At 48.5% G+C, this 24,571-nt stretch carries 16 protein-coding genes; 12 read left to right on the top strand and 4 right to left on the bottom strand.

Going from position 1 to position 24,571, the window contains the following annotated elements; translation table 11 throughout:
* Nucleotide 1 precedes the first annotated feature (1 nt).
* Genes K7B07_RS18960 through K7B07_RS18940 form a run of 5 tightly spaced genes read left to right on the top strand, consistent with a single transcriptional unit; the run spans nucleotide 2 to nucleotide 5,212 of the window.
* A complete protein-coding gene (locus tag K7B07_RS18960; protein WP_223712104.1) occupies nucleotides 2–1,414 on the top strand; it encodes a peptidoglycan recognition protein family protein in 1,413 nt (470 codons plus the stop codon).
* 34 nt (nucleotides 1,415–1,448) lie between these two features.
* Nucleotides 1,449–2,072: a hypothetical protein gene (locus K7B07_RS18955; RefSeq protein ID WP_223712103.1), complete on the top strand. Its 624-nt coding sequence runs from the start codon at nucleotides 1,449–1,451 to the stop codon at nucleotides 2,070–2,072.
* A gap of 11 nt (nucleotides 2,073–2,083) precedes the next feature.
* Nucleotides 2,084–2,965 carry a hypothetical protein gene (locus K7B07_RS18950; protein WP_223712102.1) on the top strand — a complete coding sequence of 294 codons (882 nt, stop codon included), beginning with the start codon at nucleotides 2,084–2,086 and terminating at the stop codon, nucleotides 2,963–2,965.
* Nucleotides 2,966–2,976: 11 nt separating this feature from the next.
* Complete coding sequence (locus tag K7B07_RS18945) at nucleotides 2,977–4,560, top strand: hypothetical protein (RefSeq protein WP_223712101.1); 1,584 nt, start codon at nucleotides 2,977–2,979, stop codon at nucleotides 4,558–4,560.
* Nucleotides 4,553–5,212: a hypothetical protein gene (locus K7B07_RS18940; protein ID WP_223712100.1), complete on the top strand. Its 660-nt coding sequence runs from the start codon at nucleotides 4,553–4,555 to the stop codon at nucleotides 5,210–5,212. The genes K7B07_RS18945 and K7B07_RS18940 overlap by 8 nt, the downstream gene beginning before the upstream one ends.
* 4 nt (nucleotides 5,213–5,216) lie before the next feature.
* Here the strand turns inward: K7B07_RS18940 and K7B07_RS18935 are convergent, their stop codons facing one another.
* Nucleotides 5,217–7,139, bottom strand: a complete 1,923-nt coding sequence (locus K7B07_RS18935; protein ID WP_223712099.1) for a tetratricopeptide repeat-containing sensor histidine kinase — start codon at nucleotides 7,137–7,139, stop codon at nucleotides 5,217–5,219.
* Nucleotides 7,140–7,331: 192 nt separating this feature from the next.
* Nucleotides 7,332–8,522, bottom strand: coding sequence for a pyridoxal phosphate-dependent aminotransferase (locus tag K7B07_RS18930; RefSeq protein ID WP_223712098.1), 1,191 nt, complete (start codon nucleotides 8,520–8,522; stop codon nucleotides 7,332–7,334).
* A gap of 232 nt (nucleotides 8,523–8,754) precedes the next feature.
* Between K7B07_RS18930 and secDF the strand changes: the two genes are divergently transcribed.
* The 3 genes from secDF to K7B07_RS18915 all read left to right on the top strand — a co-directional run bounded on the left by secDF (nucleotide 8,755) and on the right by K7B07_RS18915 (nucleotide 15,650).
* Complete coding sequence (gene secDF / locus K7B07_RS18925) at nucleotides 8,755–11,886, top strand: protein translocase subunit SecDF (RefSeq protein WP_223712097.1); 3,132 nt, start codon at nucleotides 8,755–8,757, stop codon at nucleotides 11,884–11,886.
* Between the two features lie 192 nt (nucleotides 11,887–12,078).
* Nucleotides 12,079–14,490 carry a TonB-dependent receptor gene (locus K7B07_RS18920; RefSeq protein ID WP_223712096.1) on the top strand — a complete coding sequence of 804 codons (2,412 nt, stop codon included), beginning with the start codon at nucleotides 12,079–12,081 and terminating at the stop codon, nucleotides 14,488–14,490.
* Nucleotides 14,491–14,612: 122 nt separating this feature from the next.
* Nucleotides 14,613–15,650, top strand: a complete 1,038-nt coding sequence (locus K7B07_RS18915) for a DUF6807 domain-containing protein (protein WP_223712095.1) — start codon at nucleotides 14,613–14,615, stop codon at nucleotides 15,648–15,650.
* 2 nt (nucleotides 15,651–15,652) lie between these two features.
* Here the strand turns inward: K7B07_RS18915 and K7B07_RS18910 are convergent, their stop codons facing one another.
* On the bottom strand, nucleotides 15,653–17,122 hold the full coding sequence (locus tag K7B07_RS18910; protein WP_223712094.1) for a family 43 glycosylhydrolase: 1,470 nt from the start codon (nucleotides 17,120–17,122) through the stop codon (nucleotides 15,653–15,655).
* A 263-nt stretch (nucleotides 17,123–17,385) separates the two neighbouring features.
* Between K7B07_RS18910 and K7B07_RS18905 the strand changes: the two genes are divergently transcribed.
* Complete coding sequence (locus K7B07_RS18905) at nucleotides 17,386–18,705, top strand: M16 family metallopeptidase (protein ID WP_223712093.1); 1,320 nt, start codon at nucleotides 17,386–17,388, stop codon at nucleotides 18,703–18,705.
* Nucleotides 18,706–18,770: 65 nt separating this feature from the next.
* Complete coding sequence (locus K7B07_RS18900; RefSeq protein WP_223712092.1) at nucleotides 18,771–20,846, top strand: insulinase family protein; 2,076 nt, start codon at nucleotides 18,771–18,773, stop codon at nucleotides 20,844–20,846.
* An 85-nt stretch (nucleotides 20,847–20,931) separates the two neighbouring features.
* Here the strand turns inward: K7B07_RS18900 and K7B07_RS18895 are convergent, their stop codons facing one another.
* Entirely contained in the window at nucleotides 20,932–21,906 is a 975-nt protein-coding gene (locus tag K7B07_RS18895; RefSeq protein WP_223712091.1) for a hypothetical protein, read from the bottom strand.
* 105 nt (nucleotides 21,907–22,011) lie between these two features.
* On the opposite strand from K7B07_RS18895, the gene K7B07_RS18890 reads away from it, so the two are divergent.
* Together K7B07_RS18890 and K7B07_RS18885 are read left to right on the top strand one after the other, a co-directional pair.
* The gene (locus tag K7B07_RS18890) at nucleotides 22,012–22,680 is read left to right on the top strand and encodes a metal-dependent transcriptional regulator (RefSeq protein WP_223712090.1); all 669 of its coding nucleotides are present in this window, start codon (nucleotides 22,012–22,014) and stop codon (nucleotides 22,678–22,680) included.
* On the top strand, nucleotides 22,673–24,568 hold the full coding sequence (locus tag K7B07_RS18885; protein ID WP_223712089.1) for an Nramp family divalent metal transporter: 1,896 nt from the start codon (nucleotides 22,673–22,675) through the stop codon (nucleotides 24,566–24,568). Before K7B07_RS18890 ends, K7B07_RS18885 begins: the two co-directional genes overlap by 8 nt.
* Nucleotides 24,569–24,571: the final 3 nt, after the last annotated feature.

The raw sequence follows: 24,571 nt of genomic DNA, 5'->3' as shown, positions 1-24,571 counted from the left end.
TATGGGCGAAATTATAAAAGATGTGGTACAACAGGCAGCGGATCAAAACATACCCGTGTCCGACTCCGGGAAGGACGCTTATGCAGCCAATCCCAATCAGAAAACCTATGATCAGGTACACCAGACCGATCATTTGATCGATGTGGTGGATGTTTTTTTTGGCGATCGTAACCCACGGATGAAAACCGAAAAAAAGCAGGAAACCTACCCAGTAAAAAGTGGAGGTAAAATACCCGATGTTTTAAAGAACTTTAAGAAAGAAGGGCGCTCAAATTTCACCACGGTACCCGATCACCAGAACCCATTAAAACCGGGAGAAAAAGTGCAGGTTTTCTGGGAAGAAACCACGCAGGAAAAAGACGAAAGTGGTCAGCCGGCCTTTGACTATATTAAAAAGACAAGCGGAGATCTTGGTTGCGAAACCTGGCTGGTGGCCAAGGTCAACGGCGATAAGGGCGTTTTAAAAGTAACCATTCATGAAGACAACGGCACCGCTACAGATGCAGTACTGGCAAGCCCCGCTCCTTTTCTGGAGGCCGGCAAAGAAAAGACAACGGCACTCTTTAAAATAAACGGCACGGTTACATACGCGGTAAAAATAGCAGTGCGCCCCAAAGAAGACAACGACTTTTTAGAACTCGAAAAAAAAATTGCAGAACGGAAAGACAAGCTGGTACCGCTCTACTTAAAAGCCGAGGTAACGGATACGGATTACGAGATAAAATTTCCAGACAACAACCCGGAGTTTTACACAGCAGCCTCCGGAAGATATAAAGCCAAATATTGCCAGTGCTGTATCTATAAAATTGAAAACAATTTATTACAGGGACCAAACGTCATTCATACAAAAACAGGCAGCAAAGTCGTTTCCGCCGGGACCATGCAGAAGGTGATTGCCATTATAATGCATCGTACTTCCGGGTGGAGTACAGAGGGAGCCGTACAATCCAGCAAAGGCACCACGTTTTATGTAGATGGTGCTAAAGGCAATGATGGAGAAATATACCAGTCCATGAGCCTGGACAAAGCGCCCTCCCATATCTTAAGCTCAAAATCGAGACTGGCCCACCTGGAAGTACAGTCCGAGAACTCGGTTGGCATTGAAGTGGCCGGCTGGCCTTATATCTATAATGAAAAAAAGGAACTGGTAAATACGCTCAATAATAAAGTATCGGATGGGAGTACCGTATACATGGATAAAGGATATGCTTATGAAGGTAAGGGTGAGGCCACCTATTATTGGGAGAAACTTACGGATAAACAAGTAACATCACTGGTGTGCCTCGTAAAAGCTTTGTTGAAAAAATACGATTTAACGGTTAATGACATTTATCCCCACGATGAGATCCAGAGTAAAAACAGAGGAGAAGGGCGTTATGTTATGGATATAATTTTACCTCACTTAAATCAATAATGTAGGAATGCGGAATTATTTGTTTCTAATCTTCATGCTCTGCGCAATTAATGCAGGCGGGCAAACCAATAAAGAAGCAGCCTTCAAACGGGCGGCATTGAAGATCATTACGCTTTATAATAAAAAAGACACAAAAGCGATTAATCAATACATCCATAAGAGCACCGGAGTTTTTATATTGGGTTCTTTAGGAGCAACATCGGTATTTCAATTGCAGGACAGCCTGTGTTTAAGTGCGGCCTGTACCAATACAGAACAGGAACGGTATGTGTATCAAAAAATGATGCGGGAGCAAAAATATAAAAAACTGCCTTCAGCAATCAGCAATTCAGAAAAACCTGTTTTTGAGTGCGAAACCATTTACCGGCAGGGATTGTTCCGGATGCTAAAGACCGCACCGGTTATTTCTTCCACGATCGAAACCTCTATCCGGGTTAATAAAAATGTTCCGGGTGAGTCACTTGAAGAACAGGAATTGCAAAAGCTAAAAACGCAGCTCCGGCTGGCAAAAGATCTTGAAAAAAAAATGCGTGTTGTGGTCTTTACTACTAAGGAAAAGACCTTTTGGGGAGGCACTTTTATATTTGGTATGAATTATATTGACGGAAAATGGTGCCTAACCCTGCTGGATTTTCTATCAAACGACTGTAGTGTCTAATATATTTTGGTATGGAGCTGAAATTATATCCTGAACTGGTTGAGCTGGCATTAAACTTTTCAGAACGGAATCAGTTCTATGTATTGCGCATTGATGAAAGGGCAGTGTTAAACGACGTATTGCATCGCAATGAAAAGCTCAGCTATTTTCATGCAACCATCCAGGGAAGCCCGTATGGGGATTTCCGCTATCATATCGAGTTTTTTGACAGAAGTTTAAAGAACAGGGACTGGTCAGCCTCCGAAAAAGAATTTCTTCTGCAAATAGACCAGATACAGGATGAGTTATGGATCAATACCACTCGCTTTGCAGAAGTATTGGAAATAGAAAATCTCAAAAGCCTGGATTCCCGTGCCCGGCAAATCGTTAATAAACTGGCAAAGAATTATATTGGCGAAACTGCAGCACGTACCTTTAACCACCTGAAAATCTTTTACAGGCAGCCGCAGTGGGTTATTACAGACATAAACAGGTATGAGCAGCTGGGCCTTTTATTCTCCAAATTTTACGGGAACATCCTGGAAGAGGTCAATAAAAAACATCTTGTACGGTTTATCAATCTTATGCCGAATACGTTAATCCAGGTGCAGGAATCGGTACAGTCCTTCAGGGTGCAGTATGAGGCGGGTTGTACAGAGGTATTGTTCAAGGGCATTTTGGATGCGGCTTTTTTACAGCGTGCACAGCTGGAACGGCAGATGAAAGCAACTGCACTTGCATTTGAGCCTACGGATCAGCCGTTGCTGGATCAGTATACCGGTAACATCTGGTATCACAATCAAACAGGAATGGTGCAAAAAGCAGCATTACAAATTCAGTTCTCTTTTGGAAAAAATTATCAAAAGCAAATAGTTTACACGCTGGATGCTATTTGTGCAGATGAGGTTCCATAAAATAGCAATCTATGGCAGGAGCAACAATTACAATTACCAATACAGGGCAAACAGCATCGCCGAATACCCTTACACCACATGCGGGAGTGACCAGGCGGATCAAAGATGCCTATTTTGCAGTAAAGAAAGTTACAGAGGATGGGGCTACCCTGACTTTTTCACGGATAGATGAAAGCCATCCTCAGACAATTCATGACAATACAAACCTCCCCTACGACCTGCCATTGGGAAAAACGGTTTATTTGGTAATAGAAACAGAAAATATAAGGACTGCAACCGTGAATGTCCAAATAAAGCCAACTGACCAGAACCTCAGCGGGGCTACGGAGGCGCTTGGATTGATGCAGGGCCGGGCTGATGGAAGTTTTGCCGCCACTACCACCCTTTCTGCCACCGTTGGCAATTTTGATATTTTAAACAACCGGGACGGAAGTCACGCCCATTATACGAACCTGGAATCAGCACATGCAGATAAAGCGATCATAAAAGTACAGATACGACCTTCTACCCGGCGGGAGTTTGACGAATGGAGCAACCGCTTGGGAACAGCAACTGCCGGTGTACAGTTACATATTGAATGCGCCAATAAACAACCCTGTGCCATTAAAAACGAAGGCACAGAGCAATCGGAGCCTGGTGTATTTTTAAACGAGACAGGGAAGGCAATACGCATTGCCAACCGGAATATTTTCGAGAGCTATCACGGTGATAATCAGTACAATTTTTTACCGGTGCAGCAGGATGTGCGGAAACGCGTTGCCCAGGTGAAAAATCATAACACCGATAACGCCATTTTTTATTATTATGATCAGAATGACAGTCAGCATACGATTGCCGAACGTACGATTACAAATGCAGCGCCCAAACACCGGGATCGCGGGAGAATACCCGCCGAAGCACAACGGGGCGCACTAACAAGGACCATCTCTTACACAGCAAATCGTACCGCCGGGGAAAATATTGATGCAACGGAACTATTAATATATGAGAACGGAACCTTGGGTAAGGGTACCGCAGGCGACATCTGGTATTCCGGACAGGGCGATACAATACGACTTTTGGATATGGATATCCTGGCAACTGCGGGCACGGGCGCCCAGATCTTTGAAGCTTTAAATTATAACCGGGAGGGTACACTAATACGGTTTGGCTTTCAGCATACCCGCAGACGGTATATTAAGCCGGAACTCTTTGCCGGCTTCTTAGGTGCTTTAGCAGAGTTTCGTCAAAAAGGGCATACGCATTATATCGTTTCACAAGGTTTTTCTTATGAAGATGGTTCCTGCTATCCCAGTGCTGAACACGTAAACGGCCTTGCCGGTGATCTGAACCTGCTCACTTATACGGGCGACGGGAATAATACCAGATTGCAAAATGCAGATTTCGACTATGACAAAATGGTCATACTACGGAACATACTATATGATTTTGGCTTTACACGCGCACGATCTGAGAGTTTTTCAAACAGATTAAATCAATCGGAACAGGACAACATCCCGGTTATCCTGCCCCATTCTACAAATACAACCACTCCCCGGCACAACAATCATTTGCATATCTTTGATTTTGTAATTATCAACGATATTTATGAATAAGCTCCTCTGCCTCTTTATTGCAATCATTGGCCTGGTGCGTTGCATATATGCGCAGCAATCTGTTAAGGAACGATCCCTGGAGCAGGAACTGGAAATCCATTCCAAAAAGGTACAACTTCCTTATGGAACAGCCGCACTTAAAAAGGTTCATTTTCCAGTTCAATGGTATTGCGGGGGAGGCTATTTGGAAACGTCCTTACGAAAAGCCGGTTTATCCGATAAAGACAGCATCCGTTTCAGCAAACCCTATTTTGACATGATTGCTTTTAATAAAGATGCAGATCAGGATACGACTCTCTCTACCTTAACGATTCCGCAGGTGTTGGATAGCATTCCCGGAAAAGGCCGGGCGTACGGGTTCATACAGCTGCCCAGAATAAATGGTTTTAGTATTTTTGGAATATTGGTGCGCCAGGATGATCGTTTTTTCAATCCATACTATATTACGGTAAAGGGGGATAAGATCTGTGATACGCTAACGGCATATGAAAGCTCGGCCACGGCTGTTCAAAGCAATAAAATTATTTTTGTAGACAAAGACGGCAGCTTTTATACACGCACATTTACAAACATTGATGGCTACGAGGTGCACAACGGGCCTCTGGAACGCTATACGATTAACAATTCAGGGAAATTTCAGCGCCGCCGGTGACCGGCTATAACTCATTAGGTCTCCGGGATACTTCAGCAACCGGATGCTCTTTTTTTACCCAGAATTCCACAAGCACTCCCTGACCAGGGGTTGTGGTGATCTTGATCTCCGCGTTCATTTTCTGTGCTCGCGCTTTTATATTCTTTACCCCATTCCGGTCCGTCAATTTATCCGGATCAAACCCGATCCCGTTATCTTTTATAGCAAAAGAGATCACCGTTTCCTCATCCCGGGCAATAACGGAAGCCTCCGTGCATTGTGAATATTTGACCAGGTTATTGACCGATTCCTTTACGATCAGGAACACATTCCTCCTGGTATCCATCGGCAGGGGAATCTCGGAGATCGCATCCGGAAAATCGACCACGAACCGGATACCTTTTGATTCGAACATCGGCACCGCATATTCTCTTATATGCTGGCAAAGATTGCTGAACTTATCATTGGAAGGCTTCACCAGCCAGATGATATCATCCAGCGCATCCAGTGTGTCCTTGGCATTGGCTTCTATCTTGGACAGCAATGCTTCCTTATCGGTACCTGATTTCCGCAGCAATTCGCTGAAGATATGAATGCTGCTGAGACTGGATCCCATATCGTCATGCAGGTCGGAGGCGATCTGGGAGCGGATCTCCAGCTCCTGGCTGAGGCGCTTGTTGCGTTCCAGCAGGCGGTACCGCAGGTAGTAAAGGATCCCCGATGTTAAGATGAGCAGGAAAAGGATCAGGGCGCCAAACAGAAAGATCCGGTCATTCTTCCGCGTCGTTTCCAGAAAAGTGATCCGTGACTGTTCTTTCTCGGTATCATAAATAGCTTCCATCTGCCGTACATGCCGGTTATTGCTTTCCGTTACAATACTATCGCTGTATTGCTTAAACAATTTACTGTACAGAAGTGCAGAATCCATATGGCCGGTGGTCTCATTAAGTTTCATCAATCCTTCATAAGCACTTTTGATCTCGGTCATTGTGCCGATCCCACGGGCGATCTCCAGCGCTTTAAAAAACATTTCCCGGGAGTTGCCGTAGCGTTGCAGCGAGAGGTAGGCGTTCCCCAGGTTATTGTAGTTATTGGCGCTGTACAATCCGTCTCCCAGGGTATCGGTGATGTGCTTGGCACGTTCAAACAATACCAGGGCATCCGCAATCCTGTTTTGTTTCCGCAGTACATTCCCGATAGAATTATAACAGATGGCGATCCCTTTATGATTGCTGATCTTTTCGTTATAGAATAAGGACTCTTTATAATATTTGTCGGCCGAGTCCAGTCTGCCAATAAACTCATAAGCCTCCCCTATGTTGTTATAGTTCATGGCCATGCCCAGCATGTTGTTGGCCTTCTGCGCGATGGGCAGGCTTTTCCGGAAATACGTGATCGCATCGTTATAGTTTCCCAGCACAATATGAATGTTACCGATACTGTTCAGGGAAACGCTGGCACTGTAATCATCCCCCACTTTCTCCGCAAGCCGCAGAGCCTCCATATGATAAGTGAGGGCCTTGCCGTTTTCATCCAGTCTTCTGTAAACAACCCCTATATTATTGGTCGCGTGGATCTCAGTTTTAATATCCCCCAGTTTGCGCGCCAGGCTTCTGCTGTCTCTATGATTCGCCAGTGCCAGCGCATACCTTGAGAAATCACGGTTATAAACGCCATAGGCATCCAGCAGGCGGGCCTCTGCCTCCGGATAGCTGATCCTTTTTATCAGTTCAAATCCTGCTTTGAAGAGCGTGTCCATCAGGTTGTTCTTCCGGTTGCGCAGGGTAAAAGCGATAATGGAATCCATTTTTGCCTTACCATCCGGAAGACGCAGTACTGCCGCAGCCTCCATCCGTACCGGCTGGCCGGATTGCGGAAATACCTTACCTGCCGGCACAAACAACAGCCCGGCTACTAAAAGCAAACCATAGGAAAGGACGATTTTCATAAAATAGTAATGGGAATGCAGACCAACTTTTTCTCAAATCCGGCACTTAAAATTACTAAAATACAGAGAGAATCCCGGCAAAAATCATAAGCTGCAACGGCCGTCTGCTAATAACAGAATCGCGGGCGGTTTAATCTTATAAAAAAAGGACGCATTCATAGCGTCCTTTTTAATAGGGTTATACCAGCTCTTTTATTTCAGTAATGCCAGTGCCTTCTTAATGCGGCTCCAGCCTTCCTCGATCTTCTCCAGGCTGTTCGCAAATGAGAAGCGCACGCAGTTAGGCTCTCCGAAAGCAGCACCCATTACCGAAGATACATGCGCCTTGTTGAGGAGGTACATACAAAGGTCTGCTGAGTCCTTAATGGTAGTTTCTCCGTCAGATGTTCCATAGTAGGCTGTCATATCCGGGAAAATATAGAAGGCGCCATCAGGTTCCGTACAGGTGATGCCCGGTATATCGCTGATCAGTTCCATTACGCGTTGTTTCCGGCGTGTAAACTCTTTTGTCATCTCAATGGATGGTGCCAGATCTGCAGTGAGGGCGGTTACCGTTGCTTTTTGTGCGATCGTGTTCGTTCCGCTGGTGATCTGTCCCTGCAGTTTCTCCATTCCTTTTGCGATCTCAACCGTAGAAGCAGTGTACCCGATACGCCAGCCGGTCATCGCAAATCCTTTTGCCAGTCCGTTCACCACAATTACGCGGTCTTTGATGGCATCAAACTGGGCAATGCTCTCATGCTTTCCCACATAGTTGATATATTCATAGATCTCATCAGAAATGATATAGATCTGCGGATGCTTTTTAAACACTTCTACCAGGCTGGCCAGTTCTTCCTTACTGTACACCGCGCCGGAAGGATTGCAGGGGGAAGAGAACAGGAAGGCCTTTGTATTGGGTGTGACCGCCTTTTCCAGGTCGGCTGCAGTTATCTTCAGTTTCTGTTCCACCGTGGTACGGATCTCCACTACCTTGCCGCGGGCGATTTTTACGAGCTCGGAATAGGTTACCCAGTAGGGTGTCGGGATGATCACTTCCTCACCATCGTCTACCAAAGCCAGGATCACATTGGCCAGGCTTTGTTTGGCACCGGTGGAGATAACGATCTGCTCCGGCTTGTAATCCAGGTTATTGTCTCTCTTCAGCTTGGTACAAACTGCTTCGCGGGCATCCGGGAAGCCGGCTACGGGAGAATAGTGGCTCCAGTTATCATTGATGGCCTTTATTGCGGCGTCCTTGATATGCTGGGGCGTATCAAAATCAGGTTCACCCAGGCTCAGGTCGATCACATCGATTCCCTGGGCCCTCAGTTCGCGGCCTAATTTGGCCATTTTCAGCGTTTCCGGTTCACTAAAACGCTGTAAAAGAGAAGATAAAGACATTTTAAACGTTTATGGATTAATTTTAAACAAATTCACGCAAATTTAGGGGTTACAAAGACAGCTTCGAACTCAAAATCTCAAAAAATCGAAATATTCTATAAAAACAGCCATTAAGCAAAAATTTCTACAGCAGAAAAACCGTTTATAAAACCAAATCCACTATATGTCTATAAACCTTATCTTTGCCCCCTTTAAATTTAAAGAGGAACCAAAGATTAAATAACAAATACGTATGCAACTCAAAGGACTGGTTAGATTTTTTACAATCTTACTTATTATCTACTCACTCTACCAGCTGTCATTTACATGGTTTGTCCGCAACCACGAAAAGAAATTGGAGAAAATTGCGCACAATTATGTAAATGCAAATTACCAGACCGCTGCCCAAAAATACCCCTCCAATAAGGATTCTCAGGAGGTGTACCAGGAAAAGCTGACCCAGTTTTACAACGATCGCCTGACCCGCTTAAAAGACAGCACCAAAGATGAAACCATCACCTACGGGATTACCGGTGCCATCAGCTATCAGAAAGCGAAAGAAGAAGAGCTGAACCTGGGTCTTGACCTGCAGGGTGGTATGAACGTTACGATGGAAGTAGAGATGAGCGGATTGCTGCAAACGCTTGCCAACAATTCAAAAGAGCCCAACTTTTTAAAGGCATTGGAAAATGCCGATAAACGCAAAGGAAACAGCGATGCCAACTTTATTACCCTCTTTGTTGAAGAATTTAAAAAGCTGAGTCCGAATACCCCGCTGGCTTCCCTGTTCGCTACGGCCAACCGCGAAAGCCTGAAAGTGACCGACAACGACGCCAAGGTAACACGGTTCCTTCAGGACCAGGCCAAGGCTGCCTTTGACAATACTGCCCGGCTGATCACTACGCGTATTGACAAATTTGGTGTGGCCCAGCCCAGCATTAACCCCGACCCTGCCAAACAGATCATCTCTGTTGAATTGCCCGGTGTTCAGGATAAAGAGCGGGTGCGCAAGAACCTTCAGGCCTCTGCCAACCTGCAGTTCTGGGAAGTATACAATATTTCAGAGTTATGGCCCAATCTTCAGAAAGCAGATGAGATCTATTTTGCACAGCAATCCGGCAAAGCTGCCAAAGACAGCAGTGCCCAAAAGGATTCTGCGGCTGTAGCCGCTGCTCCAAAGGCAGATTCAGCCGCTGTGGCCACTACAGATACCGCTAAAAAATTACAGGACCAGTTAAAAGAACTGGCCAGCAAGGACAAGAACACCCCTAAAGCAGATGCTGCCAACAATCAGCAGGAAGAACTGAAGAAACACATATGGGGTTTACTGGTACCAGCTGTTGACCAGCAGGGAAATCTTGCTGACTATGGAATTATCGGACAGGTAAATATTAAAGATACCGCCGAAGTACGCGCCATGCTTACCGCGCCGGCACTGAAATCGCAGTTCCCTTCAGAGATCGCATGGATGTACGGCACTCCTGAAAAAGTAGGCAATAAGAAAAGCAATATGGTGGCGCTTTATGCGATCAAAACCTATGGACGCGACAAGGCCAAACTGGAAGGCGAGCACGTGACCAATGCCGGTGCTGATTACGACCAGGCCGGTAAGACCAATGTATCACTTGAGATGGATGCCATAGGAAGCCGCATCTGGGCAGATATGACCCGGGCCAATAAAGGCCGTCACATCGCCATTGTGGTAGATAACCAGGTCTATTCCGCGCCGGTGGTGAATGATGCTATTGAAGGCGGCCGGTCCAGTATCTCCGGCAGCTTCAGCGCAGAAGAAGCAAAGGACCTTGCCAATATTCTTAAGATCGGTAAACTCCCGGCACCTGCCAAGATCGTATCCGATGAGACCGTTGGTCCCACCCTTGGGGAAGCAGCGATTAAAGGTGGATTGATGTCCTTTACCATCTCCTTTGCAGTGATATTCATCTTAATGCTCATCTACTATAATACCAGCGGATGGGTAGCAAATATTGCATTGATCCTGAACCTGCTGTTTACGGTGGGGGTACTGGCCGGTCTGGGAGCCACACTGACCGCACCGGGTATCGCCGGTCTGGTGCTTACCATCGGTATGGCCGTGGACAGTAACGTAATCATTTACGAACGGATCAAGGAAGAGCTTACCAAGGGCAAGAGTTATATATCGGCGATCAATGACGGTTATAACCGGTCGCTGGCACCCGTGCTGGATGGCCACGTAACCACGCTGATCACCGCGTTCATACTTTATTACTTCGGGTTAGGACCGGTGAAAGGTTTTGCGACCACACAGATCCTCGGTCTGCTGCTGTCTCTGTTCTGCGGGATCCTGGTAAGCCGCTGGGTAACCGACTGGTTCACCAACAAGAATCATCACCTGAAATACTTTACAAGCCTCAGCCGCAGTATTTTCAAACACAGTGCGTTTAAGTTCATCGAATTCAGAAAAGTGGCCTATGCCATCTCAGTAGTGATCCTGCTGTTATCGATCGGCACCATCTTCCATGGTTTTGACTATGGTGTGGAATTCAACGGGGGACGCTCTTACCGGGTTGACTTTGGTAAAAAAGTGGATGTAGAAAAAGTACGGGATGATGTACAGGCGGCTTTTGATAATGAGAATCCCTTTATCAAAACAGTAGGTGATGCCAGCGCGCTGGATATTACGACCTCCTACCTCATTACCGACCCGAATACAACAAAGGCAGACTCTGTTGTAGTGCACAAGCTGTACAGCGGATTAAAGAACCATCTGCCGCAGGGCACTACATTTGAACAGTTCGATACGCAGTACAAACTAGGGACCAAGAAAGTGCTGCCCACGATCTCTGATGATTTAAAGAGAGGTGCTGTTACAGCAACCGTGCTGGCAATACTGGCCATCTTTGTTTATATCTTCCTGCGTTTCCGCGACTGGAGGTATTCACTGGGTACCATCTTCTCCCTGCTGCACGATGCACTGGTAACGCTGATCGTATTCTCTTATGCAAGGGATTGGGTACCCTTCCCGCTGGAGATCGACCAGCACTTTATCGCTGCCATCCTTACGGTGATCGGTTTCTCCATGAACGATACCGTGGTGGTGTTTGACCGGATCCGTGAAGACGGAAAACTGTATCCGAACCTGGATCAGAAGACCCTGGTGAACAAAGCGATCAATGATACCCTCAGCCGTACCATTATGACCTCGTTCACTGTATTCGTTACCGTCCTGATCCTTTTCATATTTGGCGGAGAAGCAGTAAGGGGCTTTGCCTTCGCAATGCTGATCGGGGTGGTTACCGGGGTATACTCCTCCATCTTTGTGGCGGCGCCGGTACTGGTAGATCTGAGAGGCGGTTTGAAAAGAAGCAAATCGGCTGCCGTTAAAGTTCAGCCGGAATCGCACTAGAACAATAAGATCATTTATATTAAAAGCCGTATCAGTAACTGATGCGGCTTTTTTCATGCCCGGTGTGCCGATGCGTACACGTTTCTATTGTAACCACATTGTAATAAAAACCAAACTGTGTTTTTTTTCCCGATCCCGTAAATGATTCCCTGCTTTGTAAAATAGATTTGCGCCGTTTAAAACAAGTCTACAATGAAGCAAAAACATTCCCTGTTATTTTTTTGTTCGCTTTTTATTACCACCTTGCTCGCCGCACAATCCGGAAAGGTAAAAGGCACTATTACCACTTCAGACGGTAAGCCGGCACAATATATAACGATAGCCATCGAAGGCACCCAATCCCGTTCAATGAGTGATGAGGACGGGCATTATGAAATAAGAAATATCAGGCCCGGTACCTGGACCCTGGAAGTATCAGCTGTTGAAACTGCCACCCAGCGCAGGACCGTTACCATTGCAACAAATGAAACATACACAGAAGATTTTATCATCAATGAAACCGCCCAGCAACTGGATGCCGTATTTGTTAACGCGCACAAAGGTACCGAACATGCTTCGGTAAGCCTGCGTTTGAAAACGCCGTTGCTGGAAACGCCTCAAAACATACAGGTGGTAGATCAGCCGGCCCTGATTCAGCAGCAGGTGATCAGCATGAGCGACGGACTGGTAAGGAATGTGAGCGGTGCCACACGCGTGGAGCACTGGGGCGATCTTTATGCCAATATCACCGCACGTGGTTCGCAGATACAGGCATTCCGGAACGGCTTTAATGTGGTAGCCTCCTACTGGGGTCCGCTTACGGAAGATATGAGCTTTGTGGACCGGGTCGAATTTGTAAAAGGCCCCGCCGGGTTTATGCTGGCCAACGGCGATCCCAGCGGCCTGTATAATATCGTTACCAAAAAACCAACCGGCGTTACAAAAGGAGCAGTCAACCTCACCCTCGGAAGCTTTGATCTGTACCGGGGCAGCCTGGACCTGGACGGGGCCCTGAGCAAGGACAAAAAATTACTATACCGCCTCAATATCGCTGCACAGAATAAAGGCTCGCACCGCGATTTTGAATACAACAACCGGTATGTCATTGCCCCCGTACTCTCCTACCAGCTGGATGACAAAACCAAACTGACCCTGGAGTATAACGGGCAGTTTGCAAAAATGACGGAGGTCGGCTCCTACTATGTATTCTCAAAGTTTGGATACGGAACCTATCCCATCAACTTCACCCTTACCAACCCCGGCCTGCCGCCAACGAAGATCAACGACCAGAGCGGTTACCTCACCTTCGAACATGCCTTTAATACCAACTGGAAGATCACTGCACAGGGCGCCTATTTCAACTACAACCAGGCGGGGATGAGTTCCTGGCCCTCCATGATGGACTCCGCTACGGGTCACCTGATCCGCAACATCGGCCTCTGGGATGCCAAAAGCAATATGGTCCTCGGCCAGGTATTCCTGAACGGGGAATTCCGCACCGGTTCTGTCCGCCACCGGATCCTTGCAGGCGTGGATGCCGCCAATAAAAAGTATTATGCAGACTGGGGGCAGTCGCACGACCTGGATTCTGTGGGCGCCCTGTTTGACCCCGAAAATCCCGACTATGGCGTTCCGGTAAACGGGTACCCGGTCTTCGACCGCAGCAAACCCATCGAAGAACGGGCCATCGCTGCCGGAGGCATCCAGACACAGCGCTATTCCAGCGTTTATGTGCAGGATGAGCTGGCTTTTTTCAGCGACCGCTTAAGGCTCACGCTTGCCGGCCGTTATACGGATGTAAGCCAGATCTATGGCACCGGTACCGACTTCTCAACGGCCAAACATTTCACCCCCAGGATTGGCCTGAGCTATTCGATCGATAAAACCCTCTCCGTATATGGTTTATACGATCAGGCCTTTATTCCCCAGACCGGAACACTTACCGGCGGAGGGGAAATAAAACCGGTTACCGGTAACAATATCGAACTCGGCATCAAGAAGAACTGGTTCCATAACCGCTGGCTGACCACGCTGTCCGTATACCGCATACTAAAACAAAACGAGCTTACTGCGGACCCGGATAACCCCAATCCCAACCAGCCCACCAGCATTGTGCTGGGAGAAAAAGTGGCCAGGGGTGTCGAATTTGATGTAAGGGGCACGATCCTTCCCGGCTTTACGGCCACCGCCAACTACGCCTTTACCGAAGGCCTGATCACGGAGGTAGCACCCGGCGCCGCGAGCGCGTATACCGTAGGCGAGATCGTTCCCGGTTATGCAAAACACACTTCCAATGCCTGGCTTTCTTATGAATTACAGAAAGGAGCATTACAGGGATTAGGGATATCAGGAGGGTTTACCTCGCTTATCGACCGGCACACCGGGTGGTCTACCCAGGGGCAACAGCTGCCGGACTATTTTAAACTGGATGGGGGATTGTTTTACACCCGGAACCGGTACCGTTTTACACTCAATGTATTTAATATTCTTAACAGTTACCTGTACACCGGTTCCTATTATGATCTGCCTTCCGTTTATGGCGACTGGAGCTCGGTAAAACCCGCCTATTATTACCAGACCGAACCGCCCCGCAATGTCCGGTTCAGTGTCAGCTACCGCTTTTAGCACATTAGTTTGCCACAGCAACTGCCGCCCTTGCCCCTGAGGTGCAGGCGGCAGTTTTATATTTATGCTTCCCGCTCCTTTCCTATCTTTGACCTTCTTAACGGTTCTTCAAAACAAATGATATGAAAAAAAGCCTTCTTGCCCTGCTCATTTTTTTTAGCCTTTCCGCCGCGGCCCAGTCCGGAAAAGGACTGCAACTGATCGACCGGCCGGAACAGAAACAGGTAGACATTGTATACAACGGCCGGTTGCTCACAGCCTACTGTTATACAGACAGCATCGCCAAGCCTTTCCTCTATCCTGTAAACACACCCGGAGGGATCACCGTAACAAGAGGATTCCCGGTAAAACCGCTGCCCGGTGAGCCTACAGACCATCCGCATCATGTCGGCATCTGGATGAACTATGAATCGGTGAACGGTATTGATTTCTGGAACAATTCTTCTGCCATACCCGCATCCCGGAAAGATCATTATGGCACCATCCTTCACAAAAAAATCCTGAGCCAGAGCGCCGCAAAAAACAAGGCCACACTGGCGGTTACAGCCACCTGGGTCAATCATTCAGGAGAAGCCTTCCTGGATGAAACCACCGGTTATTCTTTTGAGGTCATCCACAACCGGTTCTACATTACCCGTACCACTACCCTTACCGCACTGGATAAGCCGGTAGTGTTTAAAGATGTAAAGGATGGCTTCTTTGCCATCCGGCTTGCCAAAGAACTCGAGATGCCTTCGGCCGAAGCAAAGTCCTTTACCGACAACCAGGGGCAGGTAACAAAAGTGGAAGCTTCCGGATCCGGCATCCCAACGGGGATGTACTATGCCTCCAATGGCAAAAAAGGTGATTCCGTATGGAGCAGCCAGGGTACCTGGGCGATGCTTAAAGGCAAAAAGGAAGGCGCCCCCATCACCATTGCGCTATTTGATCACCCTTCCAACACGGGCTACCCTACCTACTGGCATGCGCGTGGCTATGGCCTCTTCGCCCTCAATCCCCTGGGCCGTTCGGTCTTCAGCAATGGTACAGACTCACTGAACCTGGTATTGCAACCCGGTCAGTCCAGGAAATTCACCTACCGCATTGTCATTACGCAGGAGGATCTGTCGGTCTCCGATGCGGCACAGATGGAAGCAGCATTTAAGCGCATGCATTATTAAGATCAGGGAGCCGGCTCAAACTGGAAGAGCTGTGCGTCGCTGCCGTTCCAGGACCAGGACCTGATATCCGCACCCGGCGTGGGATCGCCGTTGGCCAGGTCCATCACATTACCGCTGGCTTTCGCTACAATACGATACCAGCCGCCGCCGGCATCCTCGATCCGCCAAAGCTGACAATCATTATTCAGCTGATCCCATACCTGTATATTGGTGCCAACTGCCAGTTTGCAGGCATCTAGATCCAGCGACTTGTGAGCAGGTTGTTGGGAAATGATCTTATAAAAGCCGTTACCCTGGTAGGTCAGTGCCCAGCGCTGCCCGTTGCAGTTGGTCCGGGTCCAGGTCCTTACATCACCATTCCCCGTGCCACAGGCCGGAATATCCAGGTAAAGCCCCTGTCCTGAAGTAGTGGTCACTTTCGATTTGATGGCATAAGTGCCATTCGCAACGGGATTGGGACTGGTGCAGGGAGCCGCGCCTGTAATGCCGATAACGCCCGATGTGGTAATGTTCACCGGCATGATATTTCCCGCAGCGTCAAAGAACATCCGGTCGATCGCCACCTGGCGCTCATCCACATTGGAACTGGTTCTGCGGTGATAAATAAAATAGTATTCACTGCTGCAGCCGGGCCGCGTAAGAACGGCATTATGACCAGGCCCCAGGATATTACCGCTGGGTGCTGTAATGCGTCCTTTAACCGTCCAGGGCCCCATTGGTGAGGCAGATGTGGCATATTCCACGTGATAATCGCTGTTGCGGTAATCATTTACCGAATACATCATATAATAAGTTCCGTTGCGTTTGATGACATAGGGCGCTTCAAAATAGTTGGAAGGTTTGGTATTGCTCCGGGTACCGGTCAATGATATCATGTCGCTGTTCAGCTTCTGGATATTCAACGTGGTATTTCCCCAGTAGAGGTAGGCCTGCCCGTCGGTATCAATAAAGGCCATCGGGTCGATGGGATCGGTACCCAGGCCTGTGGCCAGCGGTGCGCCGATATCCGTAAAGGGCCCGGTAGGACTGGATCCCACTGCTACGCCGATCTTTTTGCTGGCCGTAAAATAAAAATAGTACTGACCATTCCGGGCCACCACGCAGGGCGCCCATCCGTCGGCATGCGACCAGCTGACGGTGTTCAGGTTAAAGACCACTCCTTCATCCATCCAATTGAGCAGGTCTGCAGACGACCAGGCGTGGAACTCATTCACCGTTGGACCACTGGCCGTGGTATAAATATAATAGCGTCCGTTGGCATACAGGATATCCGGGTCCGCCGTAAAGGGCGGCAATATGGGGTTGCCGCTCATCAGGTCCAGGGCGGCCAACGCAACGCTGCCGGATAAAGCCCGCTCGGCTGCAGGGTCGGAACCGGTGCTTCCTGCATCCGTATGCTGACGCGAGCAGGAATAAAAAAACAGGGAGGCGATCAGCAGGGCTGACAAGACGGGGCGTGTCTGTTTTTTCATATATGGTGATTTAATCGTTTAAGCAAATCTGCTAATACAAGATACAACTAAAATAGGATAGTTGCATGTTCCCGGAGCGGTGATTCTCTTTTATTTTTGACCGGTACGGTATACACCGCAGCGGACCCGGCTGCCGAAAATACCCCCAACGGCTCTTTGCCTATGAATAAAATGTGATATCTTCGGCCTGGAAAATTGTCAATTTAAACTGTGCTGTTTAACACGCTAATCGGTTTCCGTTTTTATTAAAAAAAAATACGCAAATGAAAAAAAGGTTGATGACTGCCTGTCTGACGACAGGATTACTGGTTGCTTCCGGCGCGGTCAGCGCGCAGAAAGTGGAATTCACGGAATACAAGCTGGACAACGGGCTCCATGTGATCCTGCACCAGGATAAGTCGGCGCCTGTTGTGGCGGTCTCGGTCATGTATCATGTCGGTTCAAAAAATGAAGTAAAGGGACGCACCGGCTTTGCCCATTTCTTTGAGCATCTTTTATTTGAAGGTTCTCCCAATATCCGGCGCGGGGAATTCATGAAATATGTGTCCGCAAACGGCGGACAAAATAATGCCAATACCTCGTTTGACCGCACATTTTATTACGAGGTATTCCCTTCGAACCAGCTGGAACTGGGACTCTGGCTGGAAAGCGAGCGCATGCTGCATCCCATCATCAATGACACCGGCGTGAATATACAACGGGAAGTGGTAAAGGAAGAACGGCGGCTGCGTTATGATAATACGCCCTATGGAGGCCTGCTGGCCGAAGTAGCCAAGCGGTTGTTCAAAAACACGGTATACGAATGGATGCCCATCGGGTCTATGGAAGACCTGAACCAGGCGAAGCTGGATGAATTCATTGCCTTCTTCAAAAAGAACTATATTCCCGGCAATGCGGCGCTGGTCATTTCCGGCGATATCGACATTCCAAAAACCAAAAGTCTTGTGCAGGCTTATTTCGGAGAAGTTCCCAAAGGCACACCGGTGGTGCAGCCGGGTGAAATGATCCAGCCACTGACAGCTTCTGTTGTCGATACAGCCTACGACGCCAATATCCAGATCCCCGCATTGCTGGTGGGCTACCGTTCGGCACCGCTGAAATCAAAAGAAGCAAAAACATTCAGCCTCATCTCCTCCATCCTTTCGGGTGGCGGCAGCTCCCGCCTGCGCAAAAAAATGGTGGATGAAAAGAAGGAAGCCCTGGAGATCGAAGCCTTCAACCTCTCGCTGGAGAACGGCGGTGGTTATATTGTATTTGCCCTTCCGAATGGCGCAACACCCCTGAATACGCTGCTACAGGATATTGATTCGGAGATCAAAGACCTTCAAACCAATCTGATCAGCGAGAAGGAATACCAGAAACTGATCAACCAGGCCGAAAATGATTTTGTAGGACAGAATACCACCAACCTGGGGGTCGTTAATAACCTGGCCGATGCCTATACCTTCCAGGGAAATACCAATGCGATCAATACAGAGCTGGACGAGATAAAAGCCATTACCCGGGAGGACATCCGCGAAGTAGCCCGGAAATACCTGGGAGAAAATCAACGGCTGATCCTGTATTATCTGCCTAAAAAATAAATGTAGGATCATCTCTATCTCATTCACTATTGATTTTTCACCTGACCTCTCACAATCTACAACAAATGAAAAAATATATACTGATAGCAGCCGTCGCACTTACTGCCCAAGCTGCCGTCGCACAAAAAATAGACCGGACCCATGCCCCGAAAGCCGGGCCGGCACCCGTTATTAAGATAAATGATCCGGCTACTTTTACGTTACCCAACGGCATTACGGTGCTGGTAGTGGAAAACAAAAAAGTGCCTAAAATATCAGCCACCTACTCCATCGATGCCGGCCCTATTACCGAAGGCAGCCAGGCCGGTGTAACAGAGCTGATGGGAGCCATGCTGAATGAAGGAACGCAAAAACAGACAAAGGCGCAGTTTGATGAAGCGGTGGATCAGATGGGTGCTGATGTTTCACTGAATGCAGCTGGCGGCAGTGTCTCCGCCCTGAACCGGTATTTTGAAAAAGCCTTTGAGCTCTTTGCAGAAGCGTTACAGCAACCGGCCTTCCCCCAGGAGTCCTTTGATAAATTAAAATCACAGACCATTACGGGCTTAAAGGCCCAGGAAAAGGATGCCAAGGCAATTGCAGGCCGGGTGACCAATGCGCTGTTATACGGCAGGACCCACCCGAAAGGAGAGTTTGAAACGGAAGCAAGTGTAAATGCACTTTCCCTTGAAGATGTAAAGAACGCCTATAAAAAATACATCACGCCCTCCCGTGGTTACCTGGTATTTGTAGGCGATATAACACCGGCAAAAGCCAGAACCCTTGCGGAGAAAGCATTTGGCAGCTGGAAAGGCGCACCGCTTTCCTGGCCGGAGCTTGCCCTGGTGAACAATCCTGCCAAAACAGAGATCAACCTGGTAGATGTTCCTAATGCCGTGCAATCTGTGATCACCGTTACCAACCTGATCTCATTGCCCCTGAGTAACCCCGATTATTTTCCGGTCATCCTAGCCAACAACATCCTGGGTGGTGGCGCCGAGGCCCGGCTCTTTAAAAACCTCCGCGAAAAACGCGGCTTTACCTACGGCGCTTATTCCCGTGTTGGCAACGGGCGCACACAGGCCGCCTTTTCGGAAAGTGCCTCCGTACGCAATGCCGTAACCGACAGCGCGGTTACCGAGTTCCTGAATGAGATCAAACACATCCGTACCGAGAAGGTATCGGATGAGGAACTGAAAAATGCCAAGGCGCTCTACAACGGACAGTTCGCCCTGGGTACCGAAAACCCTGCCACCATTGCCACTTACGCCCTGAATGTTCTTACCAATAAACTACCAAAAGATTTCTACCGGACCTACCTGCAAAAGATCAACGCGGTAACCGCCGACGATATCCTGCGTGTGGCCAAAAAATATTTCAATTATGACAATACCCGTATCATTGTAACAGGAAAGGCCGGTGAGGTGAAAGCGGGTCTTTTAAAACTGGGCTACCCCGTAAAGGAATACGACCGTTTTGCCGATCCTGCTGCCAGCACGTCAACAGCGCCGGTTACAGGAGTTAAAGCGGAGGATGTTATCAACCACTATATTACCGCAACCGGCGGAGCGGAAGAATGGAAAAAGATCACTTCGATCCTGGCCACCGGTACCATGAGCATCCAGGGAATGAACCTGGACGTTACATTAAAAAGCATGGCGCCGAACCTTTCACTGATGCAAATGAATATGGGCGGCAATACCGTGATGAAACGGGTGTTTGACGGTAAGGCAGGATACAGCATGCAGATGGGACAAAAAAAAGAACTGAGCGCTGATGAAGTGGCAGAAGCAGATGAGAACAGCATCATCCCGCAGCTGCAATACACCGGTGCAAACTATAAACTGGAATTGCTGGGAATGGAAAAAACAGAGGGAAAGGATGCCTACAAAATAAAAGTGACCAAACCCACGGGGAAGTCCGCACTGGAATTTTATGACGTCACCTCCGGCTTGCTGTTAAAACAGGACAACACCGTTACAACGGATGGCCAGGAGATCAGTCAGTCTGTGGTCACTTCCGATTACAAAAAGGTGGGCCAGATCCTTTATCCATCCACACTCGCCACAACCGTGCAAACACCGGCGGGCAACCAGGAATTTACGATCAGCCTGAAAGAGGTAAAACTCAATGAGGGGGTTGCCTCGGACGATTTTAAATAACCATTGTATTCATAATAAAAGCGGTCCTGTATGGTACAGGACCGCTTTTTATACCTGTTACCGGGTAACCCCGCGCTCCTGTTTATTATTCCTGCCGGGCGGTGGTTTTCTTCTTCTCTTTTTTCTTTGGATATTCTCCATTAAAAGAACATTGCAGCGCCCCAAGCCGGGATCCGCAGCCTTCCACTTCTTCCAGCGCAACACCATTATTTGAAAAGGTGAACTTGATCACACAGGGATCTCCTCCCTGGCGGTATTCCGCTACTGTAGGGGATACAAATACACCATCCCCTTTCAGTTCTCCCACGCATTCCTTATTGTTTTTCTCCAGGTGGATAAAAAACCGGAAACGTCCCTCCCGCTGCCCATCCCGTATGGAGATCAGGTTCATCTTCCGGTCGCTGTAATCGGCAGCATACTTTTGCTTGCGCGGAAGGGTATCGATCGGGTTGATCAGCTCGGTAAACCCGTCTCCAAGGCTATCCGTCATAATCAGCGAAAAATTCTTTGCCGCCTGATTGAACACAAATACATCATGACCGCTGATTTCGATACCATTGGGCAGCCGCTGGGTAAGGTCCTTGCTGATATTCAGCCGCTGATCGATCGTCATGGAGATCGAAACATCTGTATTACGGGTAAGTTTTATCACCGGCAGTCCGGCAATAAACTGTTTCTGCTTATCATGGGCCGTAATGAGTAACACTTTGCGTTCCTTGCTCACCCCTCTTGTGAGCAGGTAGAACTCCCCTCCCTTACCTGCCTGAACAGCGCCTACGGGATAATAGCCGGGTTGGACGCCAGGGCCAAAAACCTTTTGGGTGACAGAGTCCGGAATGAACTGGTGCAGGATCTCCGGGGCGATACGCGCCGAATCGTTTTCAGTTGCGGGGAAAGAAGTGTCGGCATAGGTAAAGGGGAGCTGCAGTGCCGGGTAAACCTCTATAAACTCCTCCACATTTACCGCATCGCCGCCGGTCATCTTCTTCTTTTTCTTCTGTCCGCACGCAACCAGGACAACCGCAGCCAATAGCAGTAACCAGTAACAAGATTTACACATACATAGAATTATTTCAACAAAATAAACAAAATCCGGGGCATATTTATAAAAATAAATTCCGATTGTTCTATTATTTTTTTTAGATTTGTCTAAATTTTTATTTAGATGACATTAAATCTTTCGCCCACGGAAGAGAATTATATAAAGGCCGTTTACCACCTCGAACGGGAGGGGCAGACGGTTACCACCAATCATCTTTCTGAATTCCTGAAAACGGCGGCAGCATCGGTTACTGATATGCTCAAAAAACTGAAGCAGAAGAAACTGGTTCATTACAGGGCCTATTACGGCTGTAATCTTACAGACAACGGGCGCAAGCAGGCGCTGATGATCATCCGGCGGCACCGGCTCTGGGAATATTTTCTTTCAAAAAAACTCGGGTTCAGCTGGAACGAGGTGCACGATATTGCAGAGGAACTGGAGCATGTAGGCAGCACCAGCCTGATCAACAAACTGGATGCCTTCCTCGGGTACCCCCGTTTTGATCCGCATGGCGATCCGATCCCAGACGAGGAAGGGCATATTATCAAAACGCAGCACCGGCTGCTGTCGGAAGTGCCCGCGCATACGCCGGTGGAGGTGGTACAGATCGGAGATCAGTCGGCCACCATCCTGGAGATCCTGAGCGAAAAGAACATACGGATCGGCACACTTATCGAGATCCGCAAACGTTTCAGCTATGACCAGTCGCTGGAGATCAGGGCGGGCAGCAAACACATCACTCAAATTTCAAAAGAATTATCCCGGAACATTTTAGTAAAGGATCATGAATAAGCATCATTCTGACATATCGCTGAGCGAAGTACATCAATCTGTTGATACTACTGTTGCCAACAAACCCAAATGGCGGCGCATCCTCTCCTTCTTCGGTCCGGCCTACCTTGTAAGTGTGGGCTATATGGACCCCGGCAACTGGGCCACAGATCTGGCAGGCGGCAGCCAGTTCGGCTATAGCCTGCTGTGGGTGCTGCTGATGAGCAACCTCATGGCCCTGCTGCTTCAGAGCCTCTCTGCCCGGCTGGGTATTGTACGGCATAAAGACCTGGCGCAGGCCAACCGGGAGACCTACCCGCGGGGGGTTAATTTCATCCTTTACCTGCTGGCGGAAATTGCCATCGCAGCAACGGATCTTGCCGAAGTGCTGGGTATGGCGATCGGTCTTCAGCTATTAACCGGTATGCCCCTGATGTATGGTGTGCTCATTACCGTGCTGGACACCTTCCTGCTGATGTTGTTGCAACGGTTTGGAATGCGGAAACTGGAAGCATTTGTTATTGGCCTGATCTTTATCATCGGTATGTCGTTCCTGGTACAGATCATCATTGCGGCCCCCGATGCCCGGGAAATGGCCACGGGTTTTGTGCCCCGCATTCAGAACGATGCTGCATTGTATATCGCTATCGGTATCATCGGAGCCACGGTAATGCCCCACAATCTTTACCTGCACTCAGCCCTGGTACAGACCCGGAAATTCAAGAATACGGATGATGGTATAAAAAAAGCATTGAAATACAATTTCTGGGACAGTGCCATAGCCCTCAATTTGGCGTTCCTCGTAAATGCCGCTATCCTGGTACTGGCAGCAACCATTTTCTTTAAAACCGGCAGAACCGATGTTGCCGAGATCCGCCAGGCATACGAGCTGCTGCCCAGTCACCTGGGCAGCGAGTTTGCCTCCAAGCTGTTTGCAGTGGCATTGATCGCAGCCGGGCAAAGCAGTACCGTAACCGGTACACTCGCCGGTCAGATCATCATGGAAGGGTATTTGAAATTACGGATCAATCCGCTGGTACGCCGGCTGCTCACCCGGCTGATCGCCATTGTTCCCGCCATACTGGTGATCGGTATTTATGGAGAAGATGAAGTGGATCAGTTGCTCATTTTCAGCCAGGTGGTGCTAAGCATGCAGCTGGGCTTTGCCATCATCCCCCTTATCCATTTTGTCAGCGACCGGGCAACAATGGGGAAGTTTACCATCCGGCCCCTTACCAAATTCTTTGCATGGCTGATCACCGCCGTACTTATTTATCTGAACGGGCGCATGGTCACCGATTCAATCTTTGGTTATTTTGCCTCTACCTCTTCCTGGGGATGGAAACTGCTGATCCTTCTTGCAGGCACAGGGATCCTGATCCTGCTGGGCTACACCATTTTTTACCCGCTCAGCCAAAGAAAACAAAAGAGCAGTTCCTCCCCCGTGCACCCGGAACTTGCCCCGCTTGATCTTACCGGAAAAAGCAATGACCACCGTACAATTGCCGTTGCCGTGGACTTTGGTAAAACCGACAGCGCCCTTATTACACAGGCATTACAACAGGGAAGCATGCATACGAAATTTGTTCTGATCCATGTGGTGGAAAGTGTGGCGGCACGGTTTAATAACAAAGAGATCAAGGACAGTGAATCTCAAACGGACAAAGCCTATCTGGAAGGGTATGCGCAACAGATCCGCAAAAAAGGTTATACCGTGGTTTGGGAACTGGGATATGGCATCCCCTCAAGAGAGATCCCGAAGATCGTGACCGGCCAGGAAGCAGACCTGCTGGTAATGGGAGCGCACGGACACAAGGGATTGAAGGATTTTATCTATGGCAGTACCATCAATAATGTGCGGCACCGGCTGCAGATACCTATTCTGATCATCGGAAAGGAGAATGCCTGACGG

It is taken from the genome of Niabella beijingensis (genome assembly GCF_020034665.1).
In the GTDB taxonomy this organism is placed as follows: domain Bacteria; phylum Bacteroidota; class Bacteroidia; order Chitinophagales; family Chitinophagaceae; genus Niabella; species Niabella beijingensis.
This window is presented reverse-complemented; position numbering and strand designations above follow the sequence as displayed.

What these genes read in the sequence shown, in the direction of transcription:
- K7B07_RS18960 (WP_223712104.1), top strand. Translation starts at nt 2, where the DNA reads ATGGGCGAAATTATAAAAGATGTGGTACAACAGGCAGCGGATCAAAAC.
- K7B07_RS18955 (WP_223712103.1), top strand. Translation starts at nt 1,449, where the DNA reads ATGCTCTGCGCAATTAATGCAGGCGGGCAAACCAATAAAGAAGCAGCC.
- K7B07_RS18950 (WP_223712102.1), top strand. Translation starts at nt 2,084, where the DNA reads ATGGAGCTGAAATTATATCCTGAACTGGTTGAGCTGGCATTAAACTTT.
- K7B07_RS18945 (WP_223712101.1), top strand. Translation starts at nt 2,977, where the DNA reads ATGGCAGGAGCAACAATTACAATTACCAATACAGGGCAAACAGCATCG.
- K7B07_RS18940 (WP_223712100.1), top strand. Translation starts at nt 4,553, where the DNA reads ATGAATAAGCTCCTCTGCCTCTTTATTGCAATCATTGGCCTGGTGCGT.
- K7B07_RS18935 (WP_223712099.1), bottom strand. Translation starts at nt 7,139, where the DNA reads ATGAAAATCGTCCTTTCCTATGGTTTGCTTTTAGTAGCCGGGCTGTTG.
- K7B07_RS18930 (WP_223712098.1), bottom strand. Translation starts at nt 8,522, where the DNA reads ATGTCTTTATCTTCTCTTTTACAGCGTTTTAGTGAACCGGAAACGCTG.
- secDF (WP_223712097.1), top strand. Translation starts at nt 8,755, where the DNA reads ATGCAACTCAAAGGACTGGTTAGATTTTTTACAATCTTACTTATTATC.
- K7B07_RS18920 (WP_223712096.1), top strand. Translation starts at nt 12,079, where the DNA reads ATGAAGCAAAAACATTCCCTGTTATTTTTTTGTTCGCTTTTTATTACC.
- K7B07_RS18915 (WP_223712095.1), top strand. Translation starts at nt 14,613, where the DNA reads ATGAAAAAAAGCCTTCTTGCCCTGCTCATTTTTTTTAGCCTTTCCGCC.
- K7B07_RS18910 (WP_223712094.1), bottom strand. Translation starts at nt 17,122, where the DNA reads ATGAAAAAACAGACACGCCCCGTCTTGTCAGCCCTGCTGATCGCCTCC.
- K7B07_RS18905 (WP_223712093.1), top strand. Translation starts at nt 17,386, where the DNA reads ATGAAAAAAAGGTTGATGACTGCCTGTCTGACGACAGGATTACTGGTT.
- K7B07_RS18900 (WP_223712092.1), top strand. Translation starts at nt 18,771, where the DNA reads ATGAAAAAATATATACTGATAGCAGCCGTCGCACTTACTGCCCAAGCT.
- K7B07_RS18895 (WP_223712091.1), bottom strand. Translation starts at nt 21,906, where the DNA reads ATGTGTAAATCTTGTTACTGGTTACTGCTATTGGCTGCGGTTGTCCTG.
- K7B07_RS18890 (WP_223712090.1), top strand. Translation starts at nt 22,012, where the DNA reads ATGACATTAAATCTTTCGCCCACGGAAGAGAATTATATAAAGGCCGTT.
- K7B07_RS18885 (WP_223712089.1), top strand. Translation starts at nt 22,673, where the DNA reads ATGAATAAGCATCATTCTGACATATCGCTGAGCGAAGTACATCAATCT.